At 53.9% G+C, this 20,563-nt stretch carries 19 protein-coding genes; 16 read left to right on the top strand and 3 right to left on the bottom strand.

Annotated features, from left to right (window positions below; translation table 11 throughout):
• Positions 1–89 precede the first annotated feature (89 nt).
• The 4 genes from fabB (at position 90) to ABIC79_RS05520 (ending at position 4,730) form a co-directional block, all read left to right on the top strand.
• Positions 90–1,310: a beta-ketoacyl-ACP synthase I gene (gene fabB, locus ABIC79_RS05535; protein ID WP_013574545.1), complete on the top strand. Its 1,221-nt coding sequence runs from the start codon at positions 90–92 to the stop codon at positions 1,308–1,310.
• A 231-nt stretch (positions 1,311–1,541) separates the two neighbouring features.
• Entirely contained in the window at positions 1,542–2,027 is a 486-nt protein-coding gene (locus ABIC79_RS05530) for a DUF2946 domain-containing protein (protein WP_013574546.1), read from the top strand.
• A gap of 85 nt (positions 2,028–2,112) precedes the next feature.
• Positions 2,113–3,585: a PepSY-associated TM helix domain-containing protein gene (locus tag ABIC79_RS05525; RefSeq protein WP_166859997.1), complete on the top strand. Its 1,473-nt coding sequence runs from the start codon at positions 2,113–2,115 to the stop codon at positions 3,583–3,585.
• A 17-nt stretch (positions 3,586–3,602) separates the two neighbouring features.
• Positions 3,603–4,730, top strand: a complete 1,128-nt coding sequence (locus ABIC79_RS05520) for an SLC13 family permease (RefSeq protein WP_121019548.1) — start codon at positions 3,603–3,605, stop codon at positions 4,728–4,730.
• Here the strand turns inward: ABIC79_RS05520 and pdxR are convergent.
• Complete coding sequence (gene pdxR / locus ABIC79_RS05515; protein ID WP_015689522.1) at positions 4,723–6,210, bottom strand: MocR-like pyridoxine biosynthesis transcription factor PdxR; 1,488 nt, start codon at positions 6,208–6,210, stop codon at positions 4,723–4,725. The two genes, ABIC79_RS05520 and pdxR, sit on opposite strands and share 8 nt — an antisense overlap.
• 100 nt (positions 6,211–6,310) lie before the next feature.
• Between pdxR and ABIC79_RS05510 the strand changes: the two genes are divergently transcribed.
• Positions 6,311–6,763 carry a rhodanese-like domain-containing protein gene (locus ABIC79_RS05510; protein ID WP_013574550.1) on the top strand — a complete coding sequence of 151 codons (453 nt, stop codon included), beginning with the start codon at positions 6,311–6,313 and terminating at the stop codon, positions 6,761–6,763.
• Positions 6,764–6,781: 18 nt separating this feature from the next.
• Here the strand turns inward: ABIC79_RS05510 and flk are convergent, their stop codons facing one another.
• Positions 6,782–7,831: a flagella biosynthesis regulator Flk gene (gene flk / locus ABIC79_RS05505; protein ID WP_013574551.1), complete on the bottom strand. Its 1,050-nt coding sequence runs from the start codon at positions 7,829–7,831 to the stop codon at positions 6,782–6,784.
• Between the two features lie 254 nt (positions 7,832–8,085).
• Positions 8,086–8,982, bottom strand: a complete 897-nt coding sequence (locus ABIC79_RS05500) for a DMT family transporter (protein ID WP_013574552.1) — start codon at positions 8,980–8,982, stop codon at positions 8,086–8,088.
• Between the two features lie 128 nt (positions 8,983–9,110).
• Between ABIC79_RS05500 and ABIC79_RS05495 the strand changes: the two genes are divergently transcribed.
• The 11 genes from ABIC79_RS05495 (at position 9,111) to ABIC79_RS05445 (ending at position 20,324) form a co-directional block, all read left to right on the top strand.
• Positions 9,111–9,902 carry an AraC family transcriptional regulator gene (locus ABIC79_RS05495; protein ID WP_013574553.1) on the top strand — a complete coding sequence of 264 codons (792 nt, stop codon included), beginning with the start codon at positions 9,111–9,113 and terminating at the stop codon, positions 9,900–9,902.
• Positions 9,903–10,002: 100 nt separating this feature from the next.
• A complete protein-coding gene (gene pdxB, locus ABIC79_RS05490) occupies positions 10,003–11,136 on the top strand; it encodes a 4-phosphoerythronate dehydrogenase PdxB (protein ID WP_112151215.1) in 1,134 nt (377 codons plus the stop codon).
• Between the two features lie 111 nt (positions 11,137–11,247).
• Positions 11,248–12,258, top strand: a complete 1,011-nt coding sequence (locus ABIC79_RS05485; protein WP_013574555.1) for an aspartate-semialdehyde dehydrogenase — start codon at positions 11,248–11,250, stop codon at positions 12,256–12,258.
• 2 nt (positions 12,259–12,260) lie between these two features.
• On the top strand, positions 12,261–13,091 hold the full coding sequence (gene truA, locus ABIC79_RS05480) for a tRNA pseudouridine(38-40) synthase TruA (protein ID WP_013574556.1): 831 nt from the start codon (positions 12,261–12,263) through the stop codon (positions 13,089–13,091).
• Between the two features lie 59 nt (positions 13,092–13,150).
• Positions 13,151–13,819, top strand: coding sequence for a DedA family protein (locus ABIC79_RS05475; RefSeq protein ID WP_354566664.1), 669 nt, complete (start codon positions 13,151–13,153; stop codon positions 13,817–13,819).
• A gap of 262 nt (positions 13,820–14,081) precedes the next feature.
• Entirely contained in the window at positions 14,082–14,996 is a 915-nt protein-coding gene (gene accD, locus ABIC79_RS05470) for an acetyl-CoA carboxylase, carboxyltransferase subunit beta (RefSeq protein ID WP_013574558.1), read from the top strand.
• A gap of 188 nt (positions 14,997–15,184) precedes the next feature.
• Positions 15,185–16,471 carry a bifunctional tetrahydrofolate synthase/dihydrofolate synthase gene (gene folC / locus ABIC79_RS05465; RefSeq protein WP_013574559.1) on the top strand — a complete coding sequence of 429 codons (1,287 nt, stop codon included), beginning with the start codon at positions 15,185–15,187 and terminating at the stop codon, positions 16,469–16,471.
• The gene (gene dedD, locus ABIC79_RS05460; RefSeq protein ID WP_037036222.1) at positions 16,461–17,234 is read left to right on the top strand and encodes a cell division protein DedD; all 774 of its coding nucleotides are present in this window, start codon (positions 16,461–16,463) and stop codon (positions 17,232–17,234) included. Before folC ends, dedD begins: the two co-directional genes overlap by 11 nt.
• Positions 17,235–17,581: 347 nt before the next feature.
• Positions 17,582–18,073, top strand: coding sequence for a colicin V production protein (gene cvpA / locus ABIC79_RS05455; RefSeq protein WP_013574561.1), 492 nt, complete (start codon positions 17,582–17,584; stop codon positions 18,071–18,073).
• Between the two features lie 30 nt (positions 18,074–18,103).
• Positions 18,104–19,621, top strand: a complete 1,518-nt coding sequence (gene purF, locus ABIC79_RS05450) for an amidophosphoribosyltransferase (RefSeq protein WP_013574562.1) — start codon at positions 18,104–18,106, stop codon at positions 19,619–19,621.
• Positions 19,622–19,751: 130 nt separating this feature from the next.
• Positions 19,752–20,324, top strand: coding sequence for a UbiX family flavin prenyltransferase (locus ABIC79_RS05445; RefSeq protein ID WP_013574563.1), 573 nt, complete (start codon positions 19,752–19,754; stop codon positions 20,322–20,324).
• The last annotated feature ends 239 nt before the right edge of the window (positions 20,325–20,563 follow it).

Here is a 20,563-nt window from a genome sequence, read left to right as displayed (position 1 = left end):
GGAATTGCTGATCGGACTTGTTCGGCGTACAACTGTACGCTAGAGTGCGTGACGAAATCCCAAATGGTGAATAGTACAAGAGGTATTAAATGAAACGTGCAGTGATTACTGGCCTGGGTATCATCTCGAGCATCGGTAACAACAAGCAGGAAGTTCTTGCATCTCTGCAGGAAGGTCGCTCTGGGATCACCTTCTCGCAAGAGCTGAAAGATGCCGGGATGCGTAGTCACGTCTGGGGTGATGTCAAATTAGACACCGCAGGCCTCATCGATCGTAAGATTGTGCGTTTCATGAGTGATGCCTCGATCTACGCTTACCTTTCCATGCAACAGGCGATTGAAGACTCTGGTCTGACCCCTGAAATGGTTTCCAACGAACGTACCGGCCTGATTGCAGGTTCCGGCGGCGGTTCTCCGCGCAATCAGGTTGCGGGCTCCGACGGTATGCGTGCCAAAGGCCTGCGCGGCGTTGGCCCTTACATGGTGACCAAAGCGATGGCTTCCGGCGTTTCAGCCTGCCTTGCGACCCCATTCAAAATTCGTGGTGTTAACTATTCCATCAGTTCTGCCTGCGCCACCTCTGCACACTGCATCGGTAACGCGGTAGAAATGATTCAGCTGGGCAAACAGGACGTGGTGTTTGCCGGTGGCGGTGAAGAGCTGTGCTGGGAAATGGCGTGCGAATTCGACGCGATGGGCGCACTGTCCACCAGCTACAACGAAACACCAGACAAAGCTTCCCGTACCTACGACAAAGCGCGTGACGGTTTCGTTATCGCAGGCGGCGGCGGTATGGTTGTTGTCGAAGAGCTGGAACACGCTCTGGCACGTGGCGCGCACATCTACGCAGAAATCGTTGGCTACGGCGCAACGTCTGACGGCGCAGACATGGTGGCTCCATCTGGTGAAGGCGCAGTGCGTTGCATGAAAATGGCAATGAACGGCGTGGATACCCCAATCGACTACGTGAACGTGCACGGGACTTCTACCCCGGTCGGCGACGTGAAAGAACTGGGCGCTATCCGTGAAGTGTTCGGCGATAAAACCCCGGCACTGTCTTCTACCAAAGCCATGACCGGTCACTCGCTGGGTGCCGCAGGCGTTCAGGAAGCGATCTATACCTTGCTGATGGCTGAATACGGCTTCATCGCGCCAAGCATCAACATCGAGAATCTCGATGAGCAGGCCGAAGGCATGGACATCATCACTAAACCCACTCAGCGCGAGCTGACGACTGTGATGTCCAACAGCTTCGGCTTCGGTGGCACCAATGCCACGCTGGTCATGCGTAAGCTGAAAAACGACAAATAATCTGTCGCTAAGTCAGTCAATAAAAGCCTGCTTCCGAGCGGGCTTTTTTACATCCATCATCCTTCGGGTTGCCTCTGCGTTGGCTTCGTTCATTCACCTCAGTCACTTACTTTTGTAAGCTCCTGAGGATTCATTCTCTCGCCGCCTTGATGCAACTCGAATGATTTTGGATATGTTTATCAATAATTCAGGTACAATTTCGCCGCTTCTTATTTTCACCTTGTTGACATAATGCTCTCACTCAGACACATCCATCATCGACATCTGCATGTTCCGGCCTGGCTCGGGATAGTGGCGATCCTGATGTTGTTTATTGCGCCGGTGATTTCTAAATCGCTGGTGGCTGAGGGTGCGCAGCATATGATGATGTCCGGCATGGTGATGTCCGATATGGACATGGATATGCCGGATGCAGATATGGCTGACATGAATATGTCAGGCCATCACGCCTCATCGATGGAACATTGTCAGAAGCAAACCTGTAAATCAGCGCCGCAGGATGCGGTGAAAGCGATGCTTTCCGGTGAAATGAGCGATGCTGCCTGCGGTTATTGCGTGCTGCTGGTGCATTTACCGATGCTCGATTTACAGGCCATGCCGATGCTGTGGTCGCTGGATTTTTCCAGCCGTGCCCCTCCGCGCGCTGTTATACAACGTCTTATCCCTTCTCTGTTTTTCACGGATTCCCAACCCCGCGCACCGCCTGTTTTTCTGTAACTGCCTCTGAATCAATTTTTTCAAGTTAACTGCGATTGTTATCGCTGTTGACGGCGTGCTATTTGAAATTCAGGAAATCAGATTTATGAATCAACCTGCAAACCTGCCTGCCAGCGCGGGTAAAAAAATGCCTGCACAAGCGGCCTTTCTGGCGTTGCTGCGCCGTGTGCATTTTTACATTGGCCTGTTCGTCGGACCGTTTATTTTTGTCGCGGCACTCACCGGTACGTTGTATGTGCTGACCCCTCAGTTCGAAAATTATCTCTATTCTGATGCGCTCTTCACCTCCTCACACGGTGAACCGCAGCCGCTTTCGCGACAGATTGATGCGGCGCTAAACGTAACCGGCCAGGATAGACAGATTTATGCGGTCAGACCGGCTCCGTCTGCCGGTGAGACCACCCGGGTCATGTTTTCTGATCCGCAACTGGGCGCCTCCAAAAGCCGGGCGATTTTCATCGATCCGGTGACGCTGGCGGTGAAAGGGGACATGACGGTGTACGGCACCAGCGGCATTTTGCCGTTCCGCACCTGGCTGGATGATTTACATCGCGGCTTACTACTCGGTGATGCGGGGCGTATTTACAGCGAACTTGCCGCCTCCTGGTTGTGGGTAGCGGCATTGGGCGGCGTCGTGCTCTGGTTCACTGGCCGCCGTCAACCCCGCCAGTTGCGTAAGGTCAGCGGGAAAGCGGAAAAACAGCAGCACAGCCGCCGCTGGCACAGCTCGCTCGGCCTGTGTTTACTGGCTGGCTTACTGTTCTTCTCCGCTACCGGCCTGACGTGGTCGCAATGGGCGGGTGACAATATCGGTGTGCTGCGCGCGTATATGGGCTGGATGACGCCTGCCGTGAAAACCAGTCTGGATCCGCAGGCGGTCGCTGCACCTGCGGATGAACATGCGGAACATCATGCGCAGATGGCAGACATGCCTGATATGCCGGGAATGGATATGTCTGCGCATAAAATGCCTGCTGTGCCGCAAGCCGTCGCTGTTTCTGCACAGACTTTTGATGCAGTGGTACAGGCGGCGCGTGAGTCTGGCATTGCGGCGAACAAGATTGAAATCCGTCCAACGTATAGTGCGGAGAAAGCCTGGACGGTGACGGAAGTTGATCGCCGCTGGCCGACGCAGGTGGATGCGGTGTCCGTCGATCCCCGTTCAATGCAGATTGTCGATCACGTGCGTTTTGCTGATTTCCCGTTGCTCGCCAAACTCACCCGCTGGGGCGTGGATGCACATATGGGGATTCTGTTCGGCGTCTGGAATCAGGCCATCCTGGTGATTTTTGGTGTCGGACTTTGCGTGATGATTGCCTGGGGATATCGCCTGTGGTGGCTGCGAAGAACTGTCAGCAATGACGGTAGTCATCCGGTTGTTACTCTGCTGCAAACCTGGAAGTCGGTGCCGTTCAGCCTGCAATGCCCGATTTTGGTGATCACGCTCGGTCTGGCAATTTCATTACCCGTGATGGGCGCGAGTTTACTTATTTTTATGCTGATCGATGTTATCCGCTGGCAGCGGCGAAATTCTTCGGGTAACGTCAGCGCATTCTGATCAGAGAAGAAAAAAACATGTTGATGGCGGCATCTGGCTCTGTATTGAAGCCTTTTTTACGTGACAGATTTTTGCATCTGTTAATCCTGCTTGGCGTCATTCTGACCCTGTTCCAGCCGGAGAAAATCAGCCGGTTCCCGCAGTTTGTGGACTGGGACACGATCGTCACTTTGCTGGGTTTGCTGATGCTGACCAAGGGCGTTGAGGTCAGCGGTTATTTTGATTTTGTTGGCCGTAAGATGATTAACGCCATCGACAATGAGCGGCGGCTGGCGCTGTTTCTGGTCACTGCGGCGGCGCTGCTGTCCACGTTTATGACCAATGACGTCGCACTGTTCATCGTGATTCCGCTGACGATCACGCTGAAGAAACTGACGTCGTTGCCGGTGACGCGGCTGATTATATTTGAAGCGCTGGCGGTAAATGCCGGTTCGCTGCTTACGCCGATCGGTAATCCGCAAAATATCCTGCTATGGAATAAATCCGGTCAGTCGTTCCTGCATTTTATCGGGCAGATGACACCGCTGGCGCTGATAACCCTGGCTGCATTATTGCTGGTGACCTGGTTTTGTTTTCCGTCGCATAGCCTGAAAAAGATTGAAAACAATCAGGGATACCCTTTCCGCAAGCGTCTGCTGGTTAGCTGCGTCGTCCTTTACGTGGTGTTTATTGCCTGTGTCGATCTGGGGCTGGCGTTGTATGGGTTGCTGGCGGTGATCCTGTGCTTTTTATTGCTGGCGCGGAATGTTCTGCTGCGTATCGACTGGCCGCTGATCCTGGTGTTTATCGTGATGTTTATCGATGTGCGTTTACTGGTCGGGTTGAATGCCCTGCAGCCTGCGTTTACCCACATTCATAGCTTGCCAGATTACGGACATTATCTGCTGAGCATCGGGCTTTCTCAGGTGATCAGCAATGTGCCTGCGACGATCCTGATGATCAACTATTTACCTTCCGGGCCGCTGCTGGCTTATGCCGTCAATGCCGGCGGTTTCGGGCTGGCGATAGGCTCACTGGCCAATCTCATCGCGTTACGCATGGCGAATGACAAAAAGATCTGGCTGCGGTTTCACTATTACTCTTTCCCGTTCCTGCTGTTCAGCGGCATCACGGGCTGGCTATTGCTGACGCTGTTTGTTAAATGACAGGCACCTGCAGCGAAGCCAGACGGTTCACGGCGGCGGTGATTTCAGCGGGGGTTAATGCTGAAAACCCCAGCAGCCAGCCGTCCTGATGTTGTGTCACTACACCGGCGCTGGCGGTAAACAAAGGTGAAAGCCGTGGCGTTTCAACGCCAGCCTGTGCGGCAAGGGCGCTGAAATGCGGTTCCTGCCCGGCAGGCAGACGGGCAGCGAGCTGTAGCCCTCCGGCTGCCACCTGAGGTGTCAGCCATTCAATCTTTTGCTTAATTTGCGCCAGCAGATGATCACGGCGGCTATGGTAAAGCTGACGTGACAAGCGCAGATGTGAAGCGAAATGCCCGGCCTGCATAAATTCCGCCGTGACGGCCTGCATCAGTTGCGAAGAATGGCCGTCATTCACGGTGCGCATCATCACCATTGGCGCCACCAGCGCAGGCGGTAATACGGCATAGGCCAGCCGCAAAGACGGAAATAAAACTTTCGAGAACGTCCCCACATAAATAACCCGCTGATGTTTATCCAGCCCCTGCATGGCCGGAAGCGGTCGCCCGTCGTAATGCAGTTCGCTGTCATAATCATCTTCGATGATCCAGCTGTTGTGACGTTTCGCGTATTCGAGCAGGTGTAAACGGCGTGACAAACTCAGGCTGACACCGGTCGGGTAATGGTGTGATGGTGTCAGGTACATAAGGCGTGGCACGGGTGAATCAGCTTCCGGCGCCATTCCCTGCTCATCCACCGCAATGGCGCAAATGTCGGCTCCGGCACTGGCAAACGCGTTGCGGGCGCCCGGATATCCCGGCTGCTCAACCCAAACCCTATCCGCCGGATCAATCAGCAGCATCGCCAGCAGTTGTAATGCCTGCTGAGAACTGGTGGTGATCAGGATGTGTTCAGCGCTGCAAATGACCCCGCGTGACTGCTGAAGATAGCTGGCCAGCACCTCGCGCAACGGCAAATACCCTTGCGGGTCGCCATATCCCAGCAGACGTTCGCCCTGAGTCCGCAGTTGTCTGGCGGTAATTTGCTTCCAGATTTTCAGCGGGAAGGCGCGCAGATCAGGCGAACCGGCTGCAAAGGCGACGGGCGATTGCGGATCACGACAACCGCCGGTGGCGACAATTTTCTCTCCGCGCGCTGACAATCCCGCCAATCCCGGTGGGATGACTTTACTGTTTCGGGAGGACGGGGCGCGGGGCAGTGACTGGCTGACAAAGGTGCCTTTGCCGGTATGGCGCTGAAGATAACCCTCCGCTTCTGCCTGCGCGTAGGCGGCTTCCACGGTCACCCGTGAGAGTTTCAGATCACAGGCCAGAATGCGGGAAGAGGGCAAGCGTTCTCCACCAGCCAGCGCGCCGGAATTGATGGCCTGCCGCAACGCAGCACACAGCCGGTCACGCAAACCTGCCGCAGCGCCTGAACCGTTGGTCGCTGTGTTTTCGAAAAGCGTAATCAGTGCAGAGGGCTGAGACAGTGCTGGCATAATGGGTCTTATCATCGGCTTGAAATTGGCATTAATCATAAGACCAAAAACAGCGATGATGGAACTGTTTTCAGCCATATCACTTAATGAGGAAGCGTTTATGCAACAAGAGTCTTATGTTTTGGGATTCGCACCACCGTCACCTGAAATCAGTGCTGCGTATTTGTTGTCGAAACTGAGTTTTTATACTGATGCCGCCGATGTCGCGGCGGATTTACAAAACGGTGTGAGCGCAATTGTGGTTATTGATACCCGTTCTGCTGAACATTATGCACGCGGCCATGTGCCGGGCGCGGTCAGTTTTCCGCATAAACTGATGACAGCAGAAAGCACCCGCGAACTTAGCAAAGACGTGGTGTACGTGACGTATTGCGACGGAATCGGCTGCAACGGTTCAACGCAGGGCGCGTATAAACTGGCGAAACTTGGATTCAGGGTAAAGGAAATGATTGGCGGGCTGGATTTCTGGATCCGCGATCAGCACCCGGTTACGCCAGGTGAAGAACGCGGACAGTATTCACGGGAACAAATGCCGCCAGATTGCGGTTGTTGATAAGGCGTTATTGCAGGATTAAAACAGCAACCACAACAGCAGTACGACCACCACGAACGCGATAAACAACAGCGGCTTGCCGCCCATCGCCTGCATGGACGGCGGCAACATCGCGATAAACGGATTCATGATCGGTTGAGGATCGGTCCGTGTCACGGTGGTGAATGTATCGTCTGTATCATCGGCGCGTGGAGAACGGTCAACCCGCTGGCTGAACAGCACACCAATCAGATCACTGACCTGAACCTGCGTCAGCGGCGTGGAAAGCGTCGCACTGAAACGGTTTTCGGCGTATTCCGTTAGCTGATGAATTTCATGGGTGCTGGCCGGTTGCTTGAGCACGCTCAGCAATGTGGTCAGCGTTGGTGCGGTGGTCTGCTGGCTCAGTGACGCTTTCACCTGCATAAACTGGCTGAGCACCTGAAAATGCTTCGCCGGTATAGGTTCGCCCACTTTCACGCCAACCAGCGTAAACAGTTCCTGCCAGACTTTCACCGGGGCTTCGCCAGTGGCTGCACTGAGGCGGGTGACAAGCTGTTGCAGGCTGTTGTGTTCGGCAGGCAGCAACGGACGATCGGTGACCGGCGTCTGCTGGGGCTGCGGGATATTCATCTGACGGGTCTGGATCAGATCCAGCACCTGTTGCAACTGCGGATGCGTCAGCTGACTCAGCACGGTATGACCGAAATTCTGGCGGATAAAATCGCTCACCGCCTGCCGGTTATTACCCTGTGGCAGCAGCTCAGTCAGTTGCAGCATCAGCTGGCGCGAGGCATGGCTGTCCTGCGCCTGCGAGAGTTTTCCCTGCAACAGCGCTTCGGCCTGCGGGAATTGCTGTGAGGTGATTTCTGCACCGTGAGGCAACGCAAGATCGTGGCGCAAATTGGCCCAGATCTCAGCAGATTTGATTGGCGTCAGTGCCATCAGTTTGACGATCAGTTTTTCCAGCGTGGTGCGCTGTACCGGCGTTAATGGCAGCTCAGTACCTGCTTTAGCCGGAACGGTCTGACCCTGGGGTTGTGTTCTGTTGTCGCCAACCGGCATGCCCGGGCCGCTCAAAGGTTGCATATCACCGTCCTTCGCTGGAAATTTAAAACGTCGCTTAAACTCAATGATAAGTAAAAAGCACGGCGCAGAGCGCGGAAGCGCCTCATCATACCTGCAAAGTGTTTTAATCGACACAGTGAATAGCAGGCTGAGAAAGATTCTTCAGGATATTGTTTCCTAAAACAGCCGCTAAAAACGTCTGGCGGGGCGCGAAAGCAGAAAGTGGAGGGAAGGCGCCACCCTCTTCAGTGAGGATGGCATACGATTGAGAGAATTTATTTTTGTTTCGCGGACGCGCTACGGGTGAACAGCGGCTTTCGCAAACGCTGTGCCAGAATGACCCCGGCAAGCGTGATACCTCCGCCAATCAGATGGTAGCTGTGCAACTGTTCGTGCAGAAACAGTACGGCGATGACCGCAGTGAAAATCGGCGACAGATTCATGAAAATCGACGCTTTATTGGCACCCAAACGGATCACACCCTGGATCCACAAAAATGGCGCAATAATTGACGCCGGGATCCCCGCGAAAAGCACCAGCGGAATATTATGTGCCGTCAGGCTGACATCCTTCGCGAGCAGGAAGTTGGGCAGCAGCAATAAAACGCCGAAAATGATCTGCACATACAACGACTGCCAGTTCGGCAGCGGGATCGCCCAGCGTTTGGTGAGCACGCCATACAGCGCGTAGGAGGCCGAAGCCGCAAACATCATCAGTTCGCCCGTGCCGATGCCGTGTTGCAGCAACTGCGCCGGATCCCCGGCACTGACCAGCCAGACTAAACCGCCGAGGGAAATAATACTGCCCAGCGCCACACCTACTGTCGGGACCACACTGAGCACAAACAGGCCAATCAGCACGGTCAGCAGCGGGATGAGTGAATTCAGGATACCCATAAACAGTGCGCTGACGCTGTGTGCGGCGTAGTAAGCCAGACTCTGATACAGCACCATGCCCAACAGACCGAGGATCAGCAGTTTCCACCCGTATTGTTTCACCACCTGAAGGTTGCGCAGCATGCCGGGCAGAACGAAAGGCGTCAGCGTCAGCAATGCCAGAAGCCAGCGGTAGAACGAAATGGCGGCAGGATCAATCGCGCTGGCCGAGGCTTTGCTGACAACAGCATTCAGCGACCAGATCAGGACGGCGAGCAGGGGAAAGAGCACATTCATTGAATATTATTCCTGAGTAAATCGTCACGTCAGTGTACGGTTGTCTTATTTGTTATATATAACGATAATCAGACAACTGATCGCGTAATTCAGACAATCCTCGTGTTGCTCACAGACAAAAGGTATTTATGCCCGCGCCGCGTACTTCTTTGCCCCGATATTACCCGCCGTTACCGGAAAAGATGCCGGTGACCCTGCTTTTTCGCGGGGAAATTGTGGAGGGGAATTCTGAGTATGTTGAGCATTCACATCCGTGGAGCCAGATTATCTGCGTGAAATCCGGCGTTCTTGCCATGCGCGTAGCCGGACAGCGTTATCTGGCCCCGCGTGAATTCGCTATCTGGGTGCCCGCAGGGGTTGAGCATTCAAGCTATAACCGTAAAACCACGCGTTTTTGCGTCATTGATATCGCGCCTGAGCTGGATACCCATCTGCCCGCCGGGCCTTGTCTGCTGACGCCGACGGCCATTTTTAACGCCATTGCTGATGACTGTTTCTCACGGAATATGACCGAGCCGCAGAGTGAAACGGATCTGCGTATGTGCCGCGTTTTACTGGATCAAATCAGTCTGGCACCCCGTCAGAACACTTATTTACCCACATCGGAAAATAAATTACTGGCCCCCGTTCTGAGCGCACTGGAGAAAAACCCGGCGGATAATACGTCGCTGGCGCAATGGGCGAAGCAGGTGTATACCACCGAACGAACATTGTCGCGGCGTTGCCAGCAGGAACTGGGAATGAGTTTTGCCCAATGGCGTCAGCGGTTGCGTTTCCTGCATTCGGTCTCATTGCTGGAGCAGGGGAAAACGGTGCAGGAAGTCGCGCTTGATCTGGGCTACAGCTCGTCTTCGGCATTTATCGCCATGTTCCAGCAGGTTTCCGGCACCACGCCGCAGCGTTTTCGTAACGACAGGTAAACCTGTGCCCTGAAAGTTGGGATCTGGCCCGGTATCGTGGCAAAATCAATGCCCTCTTTATTTTCTATTCTTTCTTTAGGCCATGCTGCCGGAGACAAACGTGAAAATCCTGGTTGATGAAAATATGCCGTATGCCGTCGAGCTTTTTAGCCGGTTGGGGAACGTGCAGGCCGTACCTGGCCGTCCTATCCCGCAAGATGCCCTGAATGATGCCGATGCGTTGATGGTGCGGTCTGTGACCAAAGTGAACGAAAGTTTGCTGGCGGGAAAACCGGTGAAATTTGTGGGTACCGCCACGGCGGGCACCGATCACGTTGATGATGCATGGCTTGCCAGCGCAGGGATTGGTTTCTCGGCCGCGCCCGGCTGTAATGCCATTGCCGTGGTGGAATATGTTTTCTCATCCTTGCTGATCCTTGCTCAGCGCGACGGTTTCCATCTGCGCGATAAAACGGTCGGGATCATTGGTGTCGGTAACGTCGGTTCACGTCTGAATACCCGCCTTGAAGCGCTGGGTGTACGCACGTTATTGTGCGATCCGCCGCGAGCCGATCGGGGTGATGCCGGTGAATTCTGGCCGCTTGAGAAGCTGGTCGCTGAAGCCGATATCCTGACGTTCCATACGCCGCTGAATATGTCCGGCCCTTATGCCACACATCATCTGGTGGATGCGGATTTACTGGCGCGTCTGCCCGCTGACCGGATCCTCATTAACGCCTGTCGTGGTGAGGTGGTGGATAACGCCGCGCTGCTCGACGCACTGAATGGCAGCAAAAAACTGACGGCTGTGCTGGATGTCTGGGAACCGGAACCTGATTTGTCGTTAGCGTTGCTGGATAAAGTTGCTATCGGCACGGCACATATCGCCGGTTACAGCCTGGAAGGGAAAGCACGCGGCACCACACAGGTGTTCGAAGCATTCAGTCAGTTTATCGGTCAGCCACAAACGGTGCCGCCGGAATCATTACTCCCTGCGCCTGAATTTGCCGAAGTGACGCTGAGTGGCGCGCTGAGCGAAGCCAAACTGCTGCGTCTTATTCACTTAGTGTATGATGTGCGCCGCGATGACCGGCCTTTGCGCCGTGTCGCCGGAAAACCGGGCGAATTCGACAAGCTGCGTAAGTTCTATGAAGAACGTCGTGAGTGGTCATCTTTACGGGTGATTTGCGACGATGCGGCGACCGCCGGTGTGTTGAAAAAACTGGGCTTTAACAGCCAGTTAGCCACTGCTTAAAACGGCCTTAAGTTTTTTCGCCGCGAGTGGTGCGATAACACGTTTGCAAACAGGGCGGTGATCATCATCGCCCCTTGTATTTTGTACTTTTATTTTCTGGAGAATACCAACATGTCTGATGGCTGGAATATTGCGCTGCTTGGCGCAACGGGCGCAGTCGGTGATGCGTTACTGGAATTATTGGCTGATCGTCAGTTCCCGGTTGGTGAGCTCTTCCCGCTGGCAAGTGAACGCAGCGCCGGTAAGACCGTGCGTTTTAACGGCAAAAGTCTGCGCGTACAACAGGCATCTGAGTTCGACTGGTCGCAGGTTCAACTGGCGTTCTTTGTTGCGGGTTCTGAGGCTTCTGCCTTGTATGCCGAAGAAGCGGCAAATCAGGGCTGTCTGGTCATCGACAGCAGCGGCCTGTTCTCTCTTGAACACGATATTCCTCTGGTGGTGCCGGGCGTGAACCCTGACGCACTGTCTCATTACCGCAACCGCAATATCGTGGCCGTGGCCGACAGCCTGACCAGCCAACTGCTGACCGCCATCAAACCACTGACCGAACAGGCCGGTTTGTCGCGTCTGCATGTCACTTCTTTGCTTTCCGTTTCTGCGCTGGGCAAAGCCGCGGTTGACGATCTGGCCGGGCAAAGCGCCCGTCTGCTGAACGGCATTCCGGCAGAAGAAGGCATTTTCAGCAAACAACTGGCGTTTAACCTGTTACCGCTGGTCAGTGATGAAGAGGGCAGTGTGCGTCAGGAACGCCGTCTGGTGGATCAGGTTCGCAAAGTGTTGCAGGACGATGGGCTGCCGATTTCTGTCAGTTGCGTGCAGTCGCCGGTGTTTTACGGTCACGCGCAGGTGGTTCATATGGAAGGTTTGCGTCCGCTGTCAGCGGAAGAAGCGCGCGCTGAACTCGAACGCATTGATGATATTAATCTGAGCGATGAAGATGATTTCCCGACGCAGGTCAGTGATGCGTCCGGTAATGCCAATCTGAGCATCGGTTGTATCCGTAATGACTACGGCATTCCTGAGTTACTGCAATTCTGGTCAGTGGCTGACAACGTCCGTTTTGGCGGCGCACTGATGGCGGTGGAAACTGCCGAGAAGCTGATTAACGAGTACTGGTACTGATTATGTCCGATGAAGTGATCGCTGACGTCAGCACCGCACCGGTTGCCGGACGTGTGGCGTTAGGCATTGAATATGACGGCAGTGCCTATTTTGGCTGGCAGCGTCAGCAGGGCGTCGCCAGCGTGCAGGAGTGTCTGGAAAAAGCACTGAGCCGTGTGGCCAATGCACCGATCGTCGTGTTTTGCGCCGGGCGTACAGACGCAGGCGTCAGCGCAACGGGGCAGGTGGTGCATTTCGACACGCCGGTGCTGCGCAAAGACGCGGCATGGACGATGGGGGTGAATACCCATTTGCCCAAAGATATCGCTGTGCGCTGGTGTGCGAATGTGGGCGAGGATTTTCATGCCCGTTTCAGCGCCACCGCCCGCCGGTATCGATACGTTATTTATAACAACCGTTACCGTTCAGCGATTTTGCATGCCGGCGTGACCCATGTTCACATGCCGCTCGACGTCGAAAAAATGCAGCTTGCCGGTCAGGCGTTGCTGGGTGAGAACGATTTCACGTCTTTTCGTGCATCACAGTGCCAGTCGCGTACGCCGTGGCGTTATGTGATGCATGTGAATGTGAGCCGTCACGGCAGCTATGTGGTGGTCGATATCAAGGCTAATGCGTTTGTTCATCACATGGTGCGCAATATCGTGGGGAGCCTGGTGGAAATCGGTGCCGGTAATCAGCCTGTTGGCTGGATGGGAGAGCTACTGGCAGCGAAAGATCGCAATCTTGCGGCAGCTACGGGCAAGCCTGAAGGGTTATATCTGGTCTGCGTGGATTACCCTGAGAAATTTGCGCTGCCTCAGGTGAATATGGGACCCCTGTTCCTCGAAGATTAAGAAACGGATCAAGCGATTGTTTAAATGGGCTGTTAAACCGGAAAGAGGTGGAAAATCAAATGGGTTTTATTCACTTTGTCATTGATTTTATTTTGCATATTGATGTGCATTTAGCGGAGCTGGTTGCGCAGTATGGCATCTGGGTTTACGGCATTTTATTCCTGATTTTGTTCTGCGAAACCGGTCTGGTGGTGACACCTTTCCTGCCGGGTGACTCATTATTGTTCGTAGCAGGTGCGCTGGCGGCGTTGCCGGGCAACGACATGAACGTTCATCTGATGGCGTTCCTGATGGCGATTGCGGCGATACTCGGCGATGCGGTGAACTACACTATCGGACGGGTATTTGGTGAACGTCTGTTCAGTAATCCTGATTCAAAGATTTTCCGTCGCAGTTATTTGGACAAGACGCATAAGTTTTACGAGAAACATGGCGGCAAAACGATTATTCTTGCGCGCTTCGTGCCGATCGTCCGCACGTTTGCACCGTTTGTGGCCGGTATGGGGCAAATGTCTTACCGCCATTTCGCTGCGTATAACGTGATTGGTGCACTGGTTTGGGTGCTGTTATTTACCTATGCTGGCTACCTTTTCGGCGATCTGCCGATTGTTCAGGAAAATCTGAAATTACTGATCGTGGCAATCATTGTGGTTTCCATCCTGCCGGGTGTGATTGAAATCTGGCGGCACAAACGCGCAGCGGCCAAAGAAAAGCGTCAACAGGATTAATTCCGTACGTTTTTTACGCAAGCGCTTTAAAATTTAAGGCATTAAACCTGAGGGTAGGACCAGTTTTTTATCCACAGTGTCTGGCCGTTATGGTTTAATGAGCGACAATTTATGGTCTGTTCCTGCGAACAACCCTTCTGTGGCGCGGTGTGTGAGGTTTTTTATCACCCCGTACACAGGCGATTTTGGGTAGGTTTCAGGGGACTTGTTACAGCATGAACAGCGGACTGGCTTCGGCCGGGTTCAAACAGAAAGGTTATCGATGAGCTGGATTGAACGAATTCTTAGTAAGAGCACTGACTCGCAAACCCGTAAGGCAAGTATTCCTGAGGGCGTCTGGACTAAATGTGACAGCTGCGGGCAGGTCCTTTACCGCGCCGAGCTTGAGCGCAATCTCATGGTGTGCCCTAAGTGCGACCACCATATGCGCCTTACCGCGCGTATGCGTCTGTCCACTTTCATGGACGAGGGCAGTGAGATTGAGTTAGGCAGTGAGCTTGAGCCTAAAGATGTTCTGAAGTTTAAAGATTCCAAGAAATACAAAGATCGTCTGGTTGCAGCACAAAAAGAAACCAACGAAAAAGACGCCATGGTCGTCATGAAAGGTACGCTGTTTGGCATGCCAATCGTGGTCGCATCGTTTGAATTTGCTTTCATGGGCGGTTCAATGGCGTCCGTCGTGGGGGCACGTTTTGTGCGTGCCGTTGAGCAGGCACTGGAAGATAACTGCCCGCTGGTCTGTTTCTCTGCCAGTGGCGGCGCCCGTATGCAGGAAGCGCTGATGTCGCTGATGCAGATGGCGAAAACCAGTGCAGCACTGGCGAAGTTACAGGAACGTGGCCTGCCATACATTTCTGTACTGACTGACCCTACGATGGGCGGTGTTTCTGCCAGTCTGGCAATGCTGGGTGACATTAACGTCGCGGAGCCGAAGGCGCTGATCGGTTTTGCCGGTCCACGTGTTATCGAGCAAACCGTTCGTGAAAAACTGCCGCCGGGCTTCCAGCGCAGTGAATTCCTGATCGAAAAAGGTGCGATTGATATGATCGTACGTCGTCCGGAAATGCGCGCCAAACTGGGCAGCGTTCTGGCGAAACTGACCGGGCAACCGGAGCCGAAAGTGGCTGACGTCCATGTTGCTGTCAACGGTTCTGCCGCTGACAACCAGGATGCCTGATCGAACAGGGTAAACGCCGGTCAGTTATTCGGGCGGCCACCGCGTGTTGTGCCGCCCACACTGTTTTTCTGCAAAACAGACAGCCGTGCTTTTACTCTGTTGGTGTGATCTGACAAAGAGGGCATTGCCTGCTGTCACAGTCTGGTGATGTAGTGTCGAAGTGAACCTGACAAGGTTGAACGGGACTCATGCAAAATCAACTTATTCCCCAAGCCACGTCGCCTTTGGCCACGTGGCTTTATTATCTTGAACATCTCCACTCTCAGGCTATTGAGCTTGGCCTTGACCGGGTCAAAGCGGTTGCCGCCAAACTCGACTTACTGACGCCAGCGCCGCTGGTTTTCACCGTGGCCGGAACCAATGGTAAAGGCACCACCTGCGCGACGCTGGAATCCATCCTGATGGCGGCGGGTTACCGTGTGGGCGTTTACAGCTCCCCGCATCTGGTGCGCTACACTGAACGTGTCCGTATTCAGGGGGAAGAATTAGCGGAATCTGCGCATTGCGAATCTTTTGCGGGGCTGGAGGCTGGCCGTGGCGATATCTCGCTGACCTACTTTGAATACGGCACATTGTCGGCGTTGCAGCTGTTTAAACAGGCTAAGCTGGATGTGGTGATACTTGAAGTCGGGCTGGGCGGTCGTCTGGATGCGACTAATATTGTCGATGCCAGCGTGGCTGTCGTCACCAGTATTGCGCTGGATCATACCGACTGGCTGGGATCTGACCGCGAAAGTATTGGCCGCGAAAAAGCCGGTATTTTCCGCGCCGGTAAACCGGCCGTGGTGGGTGAGCCGGATATGCCACAATCCATTGCTGCGGTTGCGCAGGAAAAACATGCGGATTTACACCGCCGCGATGTGAACTGGCATTTTTCTGCGGATGCCGGACAGTGGCGCTGGGCAGCGCGGGAAGAAGGTAATGAGGTTAACGTGCTGGAAGGTTTACCGTTGCCGAATGTACCGCTGGCTAACGCCGCGACCGCGCTGGCTGCACTGCATTATTCAACACTGGATATCCCTGAAGCCGCGTTGCGCAGCGGTTTACAGCGCGCTGCTTTGCCGGGACGTTTCCAGACGGTGAGTGAATCGCCAAGGCTGATCCTGGATGTCGCGCACAATCCGCATGCGGCAGCGTATCTGGCCGGACGTCTGGCGGAACAGCCGCGAAAGGGTGGCAAAGTGCGTGCCGTCGTCGGAATGTTGAAAGACAAAGATATTGCCGGTACGCTGGCTTGCCTGTCGCCGCAGGTGGATGAATGGTATTGCGCGCCGCTGGAAGGCCCGCGCGGGGCCAGTGTCGAAGAACTGACCGTCCATCTGCCGCAGGCGCGCCAGTTTGATGATGTGGAGTCTGCCTGGAAACAGGCTATGCAGGAGGCGGCTCCTCAGGATATTGTGATTGTCTGCGGCTCGTTCCATACCGTAGCTCACGTAATGGATGCTATAGACACGGGGAAAACCAGTGGCAAGTAAGTTTCAAAATCGTCTGGTCGGGACGGTCATTCTGGTGGCACTGGGTGTCATCATTTTGCCTGGTTTACTCGACGGCAAGAAAAAGCATTACGAAGACGAATTTGCGTCTATTCCATTGGTGCCAAAACCGGGTGATGTTGAGGAACAGGACTCGGTGCCACCGGTCACGCAATCTTTGCCTGCTCAGCCGCCGGAAGGTGCCGATCAGATGATGAATGGTGAACAGGACGATACAAGTCCTGCCAATAACACCAACGCCGCCAATCATGGCAATGTGGCGCCGGGTAATACCACGATAGAAGCGCCGCCGGTCACCACACTGCCTGAGCAGAAAAAAACGGTGCAGCCTGCTCCTCAAAAACCCAAAGTGATCGAACCGAAACCGATGGTGGAAGCGAAGCCAACGGTGAAACCGAAGCCGGTCGAACAGCCAAAACCGGTTGAACAACCGAAGGCCGTTGCTGAACAGCCAAAACCGGTTGAACAGCCGAAGGCTGCGCCGGCAGAAAAAGCGCCGACAGGGCAGTCTTATGTGGTGCAGCTTGGCGCATTGAAAAATGCCGCCAAAGCCAATGAGATTGTGGCGAATCTGCGGTTGTCTGGTTTCCGTGCTTACACAGTGCCTGCAACACCGGTACAGGGGCAGATCACGCGCCTGTACGTCGGCCCGGATGCCTCGAAGCAGAAACTCGAAGCGTCACTTCCGCAACTGCAACAGCTGAGCGGATTGGGTGGGCAGGTTCGCGCTTACTCCGCACACTGACTTTGCTCCTCCCCCTGCGAAGGGGGAGGCGGGGAGGGGGTTTAGCGGGCAACGCCAGATTCAACGTTGCCATTAATACCCCACCCCAACCCTCCCCTTCGCAGGGGAGGGAGTCGTTAAAACATAAAAAATACCACGGAGGGCACAAGCGATTTGTGCCCTTTTTCTATAAGATCCTCTGGTTGGATTTTTATAGGTTTATGCTGCGATTAAGGTTTTTTTAATCGCTATTATTAATTTGTCTGACCGGCTGATTTCCCCTACGCAAACGTTTTCTTTTTCTGTTAGAATTCGCCGCGAACTGGATGCCGGGGCAGATGTGACTGGATTAGACACTGGAATAGTTAATGGTCTGGATTGATTACGTCATTATTGCGGTTATCGGATTTTCTGCTTTAGTCAGTTTGATCCGTGGCTTTGTTCGTGAGGCTTTATCGCTGGTAACCTGGGCTTGCGCCTTTTTTGTTGCCAGCCATTATTACCCTTACCTCGCCATCTACTTCACACGTTTCGAAGATGAGTTAGTTCGAAACGGGATCGCAATTGCCATCTTGTTCATCGCGACGTTGATCGTAGGTGCAATTGTCAACTATGTGATTGGTTCACTGGTTGAAAGAACCGGGTTGTCCGGCACTGACAGGGTGTTAGGTGTGTGCTTCGGCGCACTGCGCGGGGTGTTAATTGTCTCCGCGATGCTGTTCTTCCTCGATACTTTTACCGGTTTTTCGCAAAGTGAAGACTGGAAACAATCCCAGTTGATCCCACAGTTCAGTTATATCATCAGGTGGTTCTTTGACTACCTGCAGAGCACGTCGAGTTTCTTGCCAAAACATATTTAGTTTTGGCAGCGCTGAAGAGGAAAAGACAACATGTGCGGTATTGTCGGTATCGCCGGTTTCATGCCGGTAAACCAGTCGATTTATGACGCGTTAACGGTGTTACAACACCGTGGTCAGGATGCCGCAGGCATCACCACCATCGACGCGAATAATAACTTCCGTTTACGTAAAGCGAATGGCCTGGTGAAGGATGTTTTCGAAGCCCGCCATATGCAACGCTTACAGGGCAACATGGGTATCGGCCATGTGCGCTACCCAACGGCTGGCAGTTCCAGCGCTTCAGAAGCTCAACCCTTTTACGTCAACTCTCCGTTCGGCATTACCCTTGCCCATAACGGCAACCTGACCAATGCTCACGAATTGCGCAGCAACCTGTTCGAAGGCCAGCGCCGTCATGTGAACACCACGTCCGATTCTGAGATTCTGCTCAATATCCTGGCGAGTGAACTGGATCGTTTCCAGCATTACCCGCTGGAAGCTGACAACATTTTTGCTGCGGTTGCCGCAGTGAATCTGAAAATCCGTGGTGCCTACGCGTGTGTGGCGATGATTATCGGTCATGGCATGCTGGCGTTCCGTGACCCGCACGGTATCCGTCCGCTGGTTATCGGTAAACGTACGCTGGAAGATGGCCGTAATGAGTACATGGTGGCTTCTGAGAGTGTGGCACTCGATACGCTGGGCTTTGAGTTCCTGCGCGACGTTGCGCCGGGTGAAGCGGTGTATATCACCGAAAAAGGTCAGTTGTTCACCCGTATGTGTGCCGAGAACCCGCAGTACAATCCGTGCCTGTTCGAATACGTGTATTTCGCGCGTCCGGATTCCTTCATCGATAAAATTTCCGTCTACAGCGCCCGTGTTCGTATGGGTGAAAAGCTGGGCGCGAAAATTGCCCGTGAATGGGAAGACCTGGATATTGACGTGGTGATCCCGATCCCGGAAACCTCCTGCGATATCGCGCTGGAAATCGCCCGCATCCTGGATAAACCGTACCGTCAGGGATTTGTGAAAAACCGCTATGTCGGCCGTACCTTTATCATGCCGGGCCAGCAGGAACGCCGTAAATCTGTACGCCGTAAACTGAATGCTAACCGCGCTGAATTCCGTGATAAAAACGTGTTGCTGGTGGATGACTCCATCGTGCGTGGCACCACCTCTCAACAGATTGTTGAGATGGCGCGTGAAGCCGGAGCACGACGTGTTTATCTGGCGTCTGCGGCGCCGGAAATTCGTTTCCCGAACGTGTACGGTATCGATATGCCAAGCGCGAACGAGCTGATTGCCCATGGCCGTGAAGTCAGTGAAATCAACCAGATAATTGGTGCTGATGCCTTGATCTTCCAGGATCTGAGCGACCTGATCGCCGCAGTGAAAGAAGACAATATGGATATCGAGAAATTCGAATGTTCAGTTTTCGACGGTGTTTACGTCACCAAAGACGTTGACCAGAACTATCTGGAATACCTCGAAGCCCTGCGCAATGACGACGCTCAGGCGTTGCGTGGCCAGCAGGAAGCTGAAAACCTTGAGATGCACAACGAAGGCTGATTAGCCGGTTGCTGACATCCGCATAAACGCGCCCCTCCGGTGAACACCGGGCGGGCGCGTTTTTTTATGCCTGAATTTATGTCAGTATTGGCACCACCGGGTCCGGGTTCATTTTTCTAAGGCAGTGTTCATGAAACGACTTATCGTCGGTATTTCCGGCGCCAGCGGCGCAATCTATGGTGTCAGGCTCTTGCAGGTATTGCAGAGCGTACCTGATATCGAAACACATCTGGTGATGAGCAATGCGGCCCGCCAGACGATGACACTGGAAACCGATCTCACACTACGCGACGTTCAGGCGCTGGCCGATGTGGTGCATGATTCCCGCGATATCGCGGCCAGCATTTCTTCCGGTTCTTTTAAAACTGCCGGAATGGTGATTTTGCCCTGCTCGATCAAAACGCTTTCCGGCATCGTAAACAGTTACACCGACGGTCTGCTGACCCGTGCAGCCGACGTGGTGTTGAAAGAGCGCCGCCGTCTGGTGTTGTGTGTGCGTGAAACGCCGCTGCATCTCGGCCATTTACGGCTGATGACCCAGGCCGCTGAACTGGGTGCTGTCATTATGCCGCCGGTTCCGGCGTTTTATCATCGCCCGGCCTCGGTGGAAGATATCATCGATCAGACGGTAAACCGGGTGATTGATCAGTTTGATATCGAACTGCCGGAAGACTTATTTGTTCGATGGCAGGGCAGTCGTTAAACTTTCACGTCCCAATACGCACTCATTTCGCGCACTTCAGTTACATTGCACCAACAATGATCACAATTTGATTCATTGGGGTGCAGTGTTAAACCTCCCTTCAGCTATCCTTCCCTCAGACCTTTGAAAACTTTCATTATCCCGATGCTTTTTTGACCGGTTTTCACTCTCTCGCTGCGGAAAGTCGCGATGCGGAGAAACGGCACGAAAAGTGCATGAGAAAATCTGGCAAAAAGCCA

The organism is Rahnella sp. 2050 (genome assembly GCF_040544515.1).
Lineage (GTDB): Bacteria > Pseudomonadota > Gammaproteobacteria > Enterobacterales > Enterobacteriaceae > Rahnella > Rahnella aceris.
The sequence above is the reverse complement of the archived record's forward strand: the minus strand, read 5'-3'. Positions and strand labels throughout refer to the sequence as shown.

Coding starts and splice junctions, on each gene's coding strand:
- ABIC79_RS05530 (WP_013574546.1), top strand. CDS start 1,542: ATGCTCTCACTCAGACACATCCATCATCGACATCTGCATGTTCCGGCC.
- purF (WP_013574562.1), top strand. CDS start 18,104: ATGTGCGGTATTGTCGGTATCGCCGGTTTCATGCCGGTAAACCAGTCG.
- fabB (WP_013574545.1), top strand. CDS start 90: ATGAAACGTGCAGTGATTACTGGCCTGGGTATCATCTCGAGCATCGGT.
- pdxR (WP_015689522.1), bottom strand. CDS start 6,210: ATGCCAGCACTGTCTCAGCCCTCTGCACTGATTACGCTTTTCGAAAAC.
- folC (WP_013574559.1), top strand. CDS start 15,185: ATGCAAAATCAACTTATTCCCCAAGCCACGTCGCCTTTGGCCACGTGG.
- ABIC79_RS05495 (WP_013574553.1), top strand. CDS start 9,111: ATGCCCGCGCCGCGTACTTCTTTGCCCCGATATTACCCGCCGTTACCG.
- ABIC79_RS05445 (WP_013574563.1), top strand. CDS start 19,752: ATGAAACGACTTATCGTCGGTATTTCCGGCGCCAGCGGCGCAATCTAT.
- accD (WP_013574558.1), top strand. CDS start 14,082: ATGAGCTGGATTGAACGAATTCTTAGTAAGAGCACTGACTCGCAAACC.
- ABIC79_RS05510 (WP_013574550.1), top strand. CDS start 6,311: ATGCAACAAGAGTCTTATGTTTTGGGATTCGCACCACCGTCACCTGAA.
- ABIC79_RS05520 (WP_121019548.1), top strand. CDS start 3,603: ATGTTGATGGCGGCATCTGGCTCTGTATTGAAGCCTTTTTTACGTGAC.
- truA (WP_013574556.1), top strand. CDS start 12,261: ATGTCCGATGAAGTGATCGCTGACGTCAGCACCGCACCGGTTGCCGGA.
- flk (WP_013574551.1), bottom strand. CDS start 7,831: ATGCAACCTTTGAGCGGCCCGGGCATGCCGGTTGGCGACAACAGAACA.
- ABIC79_RS05525 (WP_166859997.1), top strand. CDS start 2,113: ATGAATCAACCTGCAAACCTGCCTGCCAGCGCGGGTAAAAAAATGCCT.
- ABIC79_RS05475 (WP_354566664.1), top strand. CDS start 13,151: ATGGGTTTTATTCACTTTGTCATTGATTTTATTTTGCATATTGATGTG.
- ABIC79_RS05485 (WP_013574555.1), top strand. CDS start 11,248: ATGTCTGATGGCTGGAATATTGCGCTGCTTGGCGCAACGGGCGCAGTC.
- cvpA (WP_013574561.1), top strand. CDS start 17,582: ATGGTCTGGATTGATTACGTCATTATTGCGGTTATCGGATTTTCTGCT.
- ABIC79_RS05500 (WP_013574552.1), bottom strand. CDS start 8,982: ATGAATGTGCTCTTTCCCCTGCTCGCCGTCCTGATCTGGTCGCTGAAT.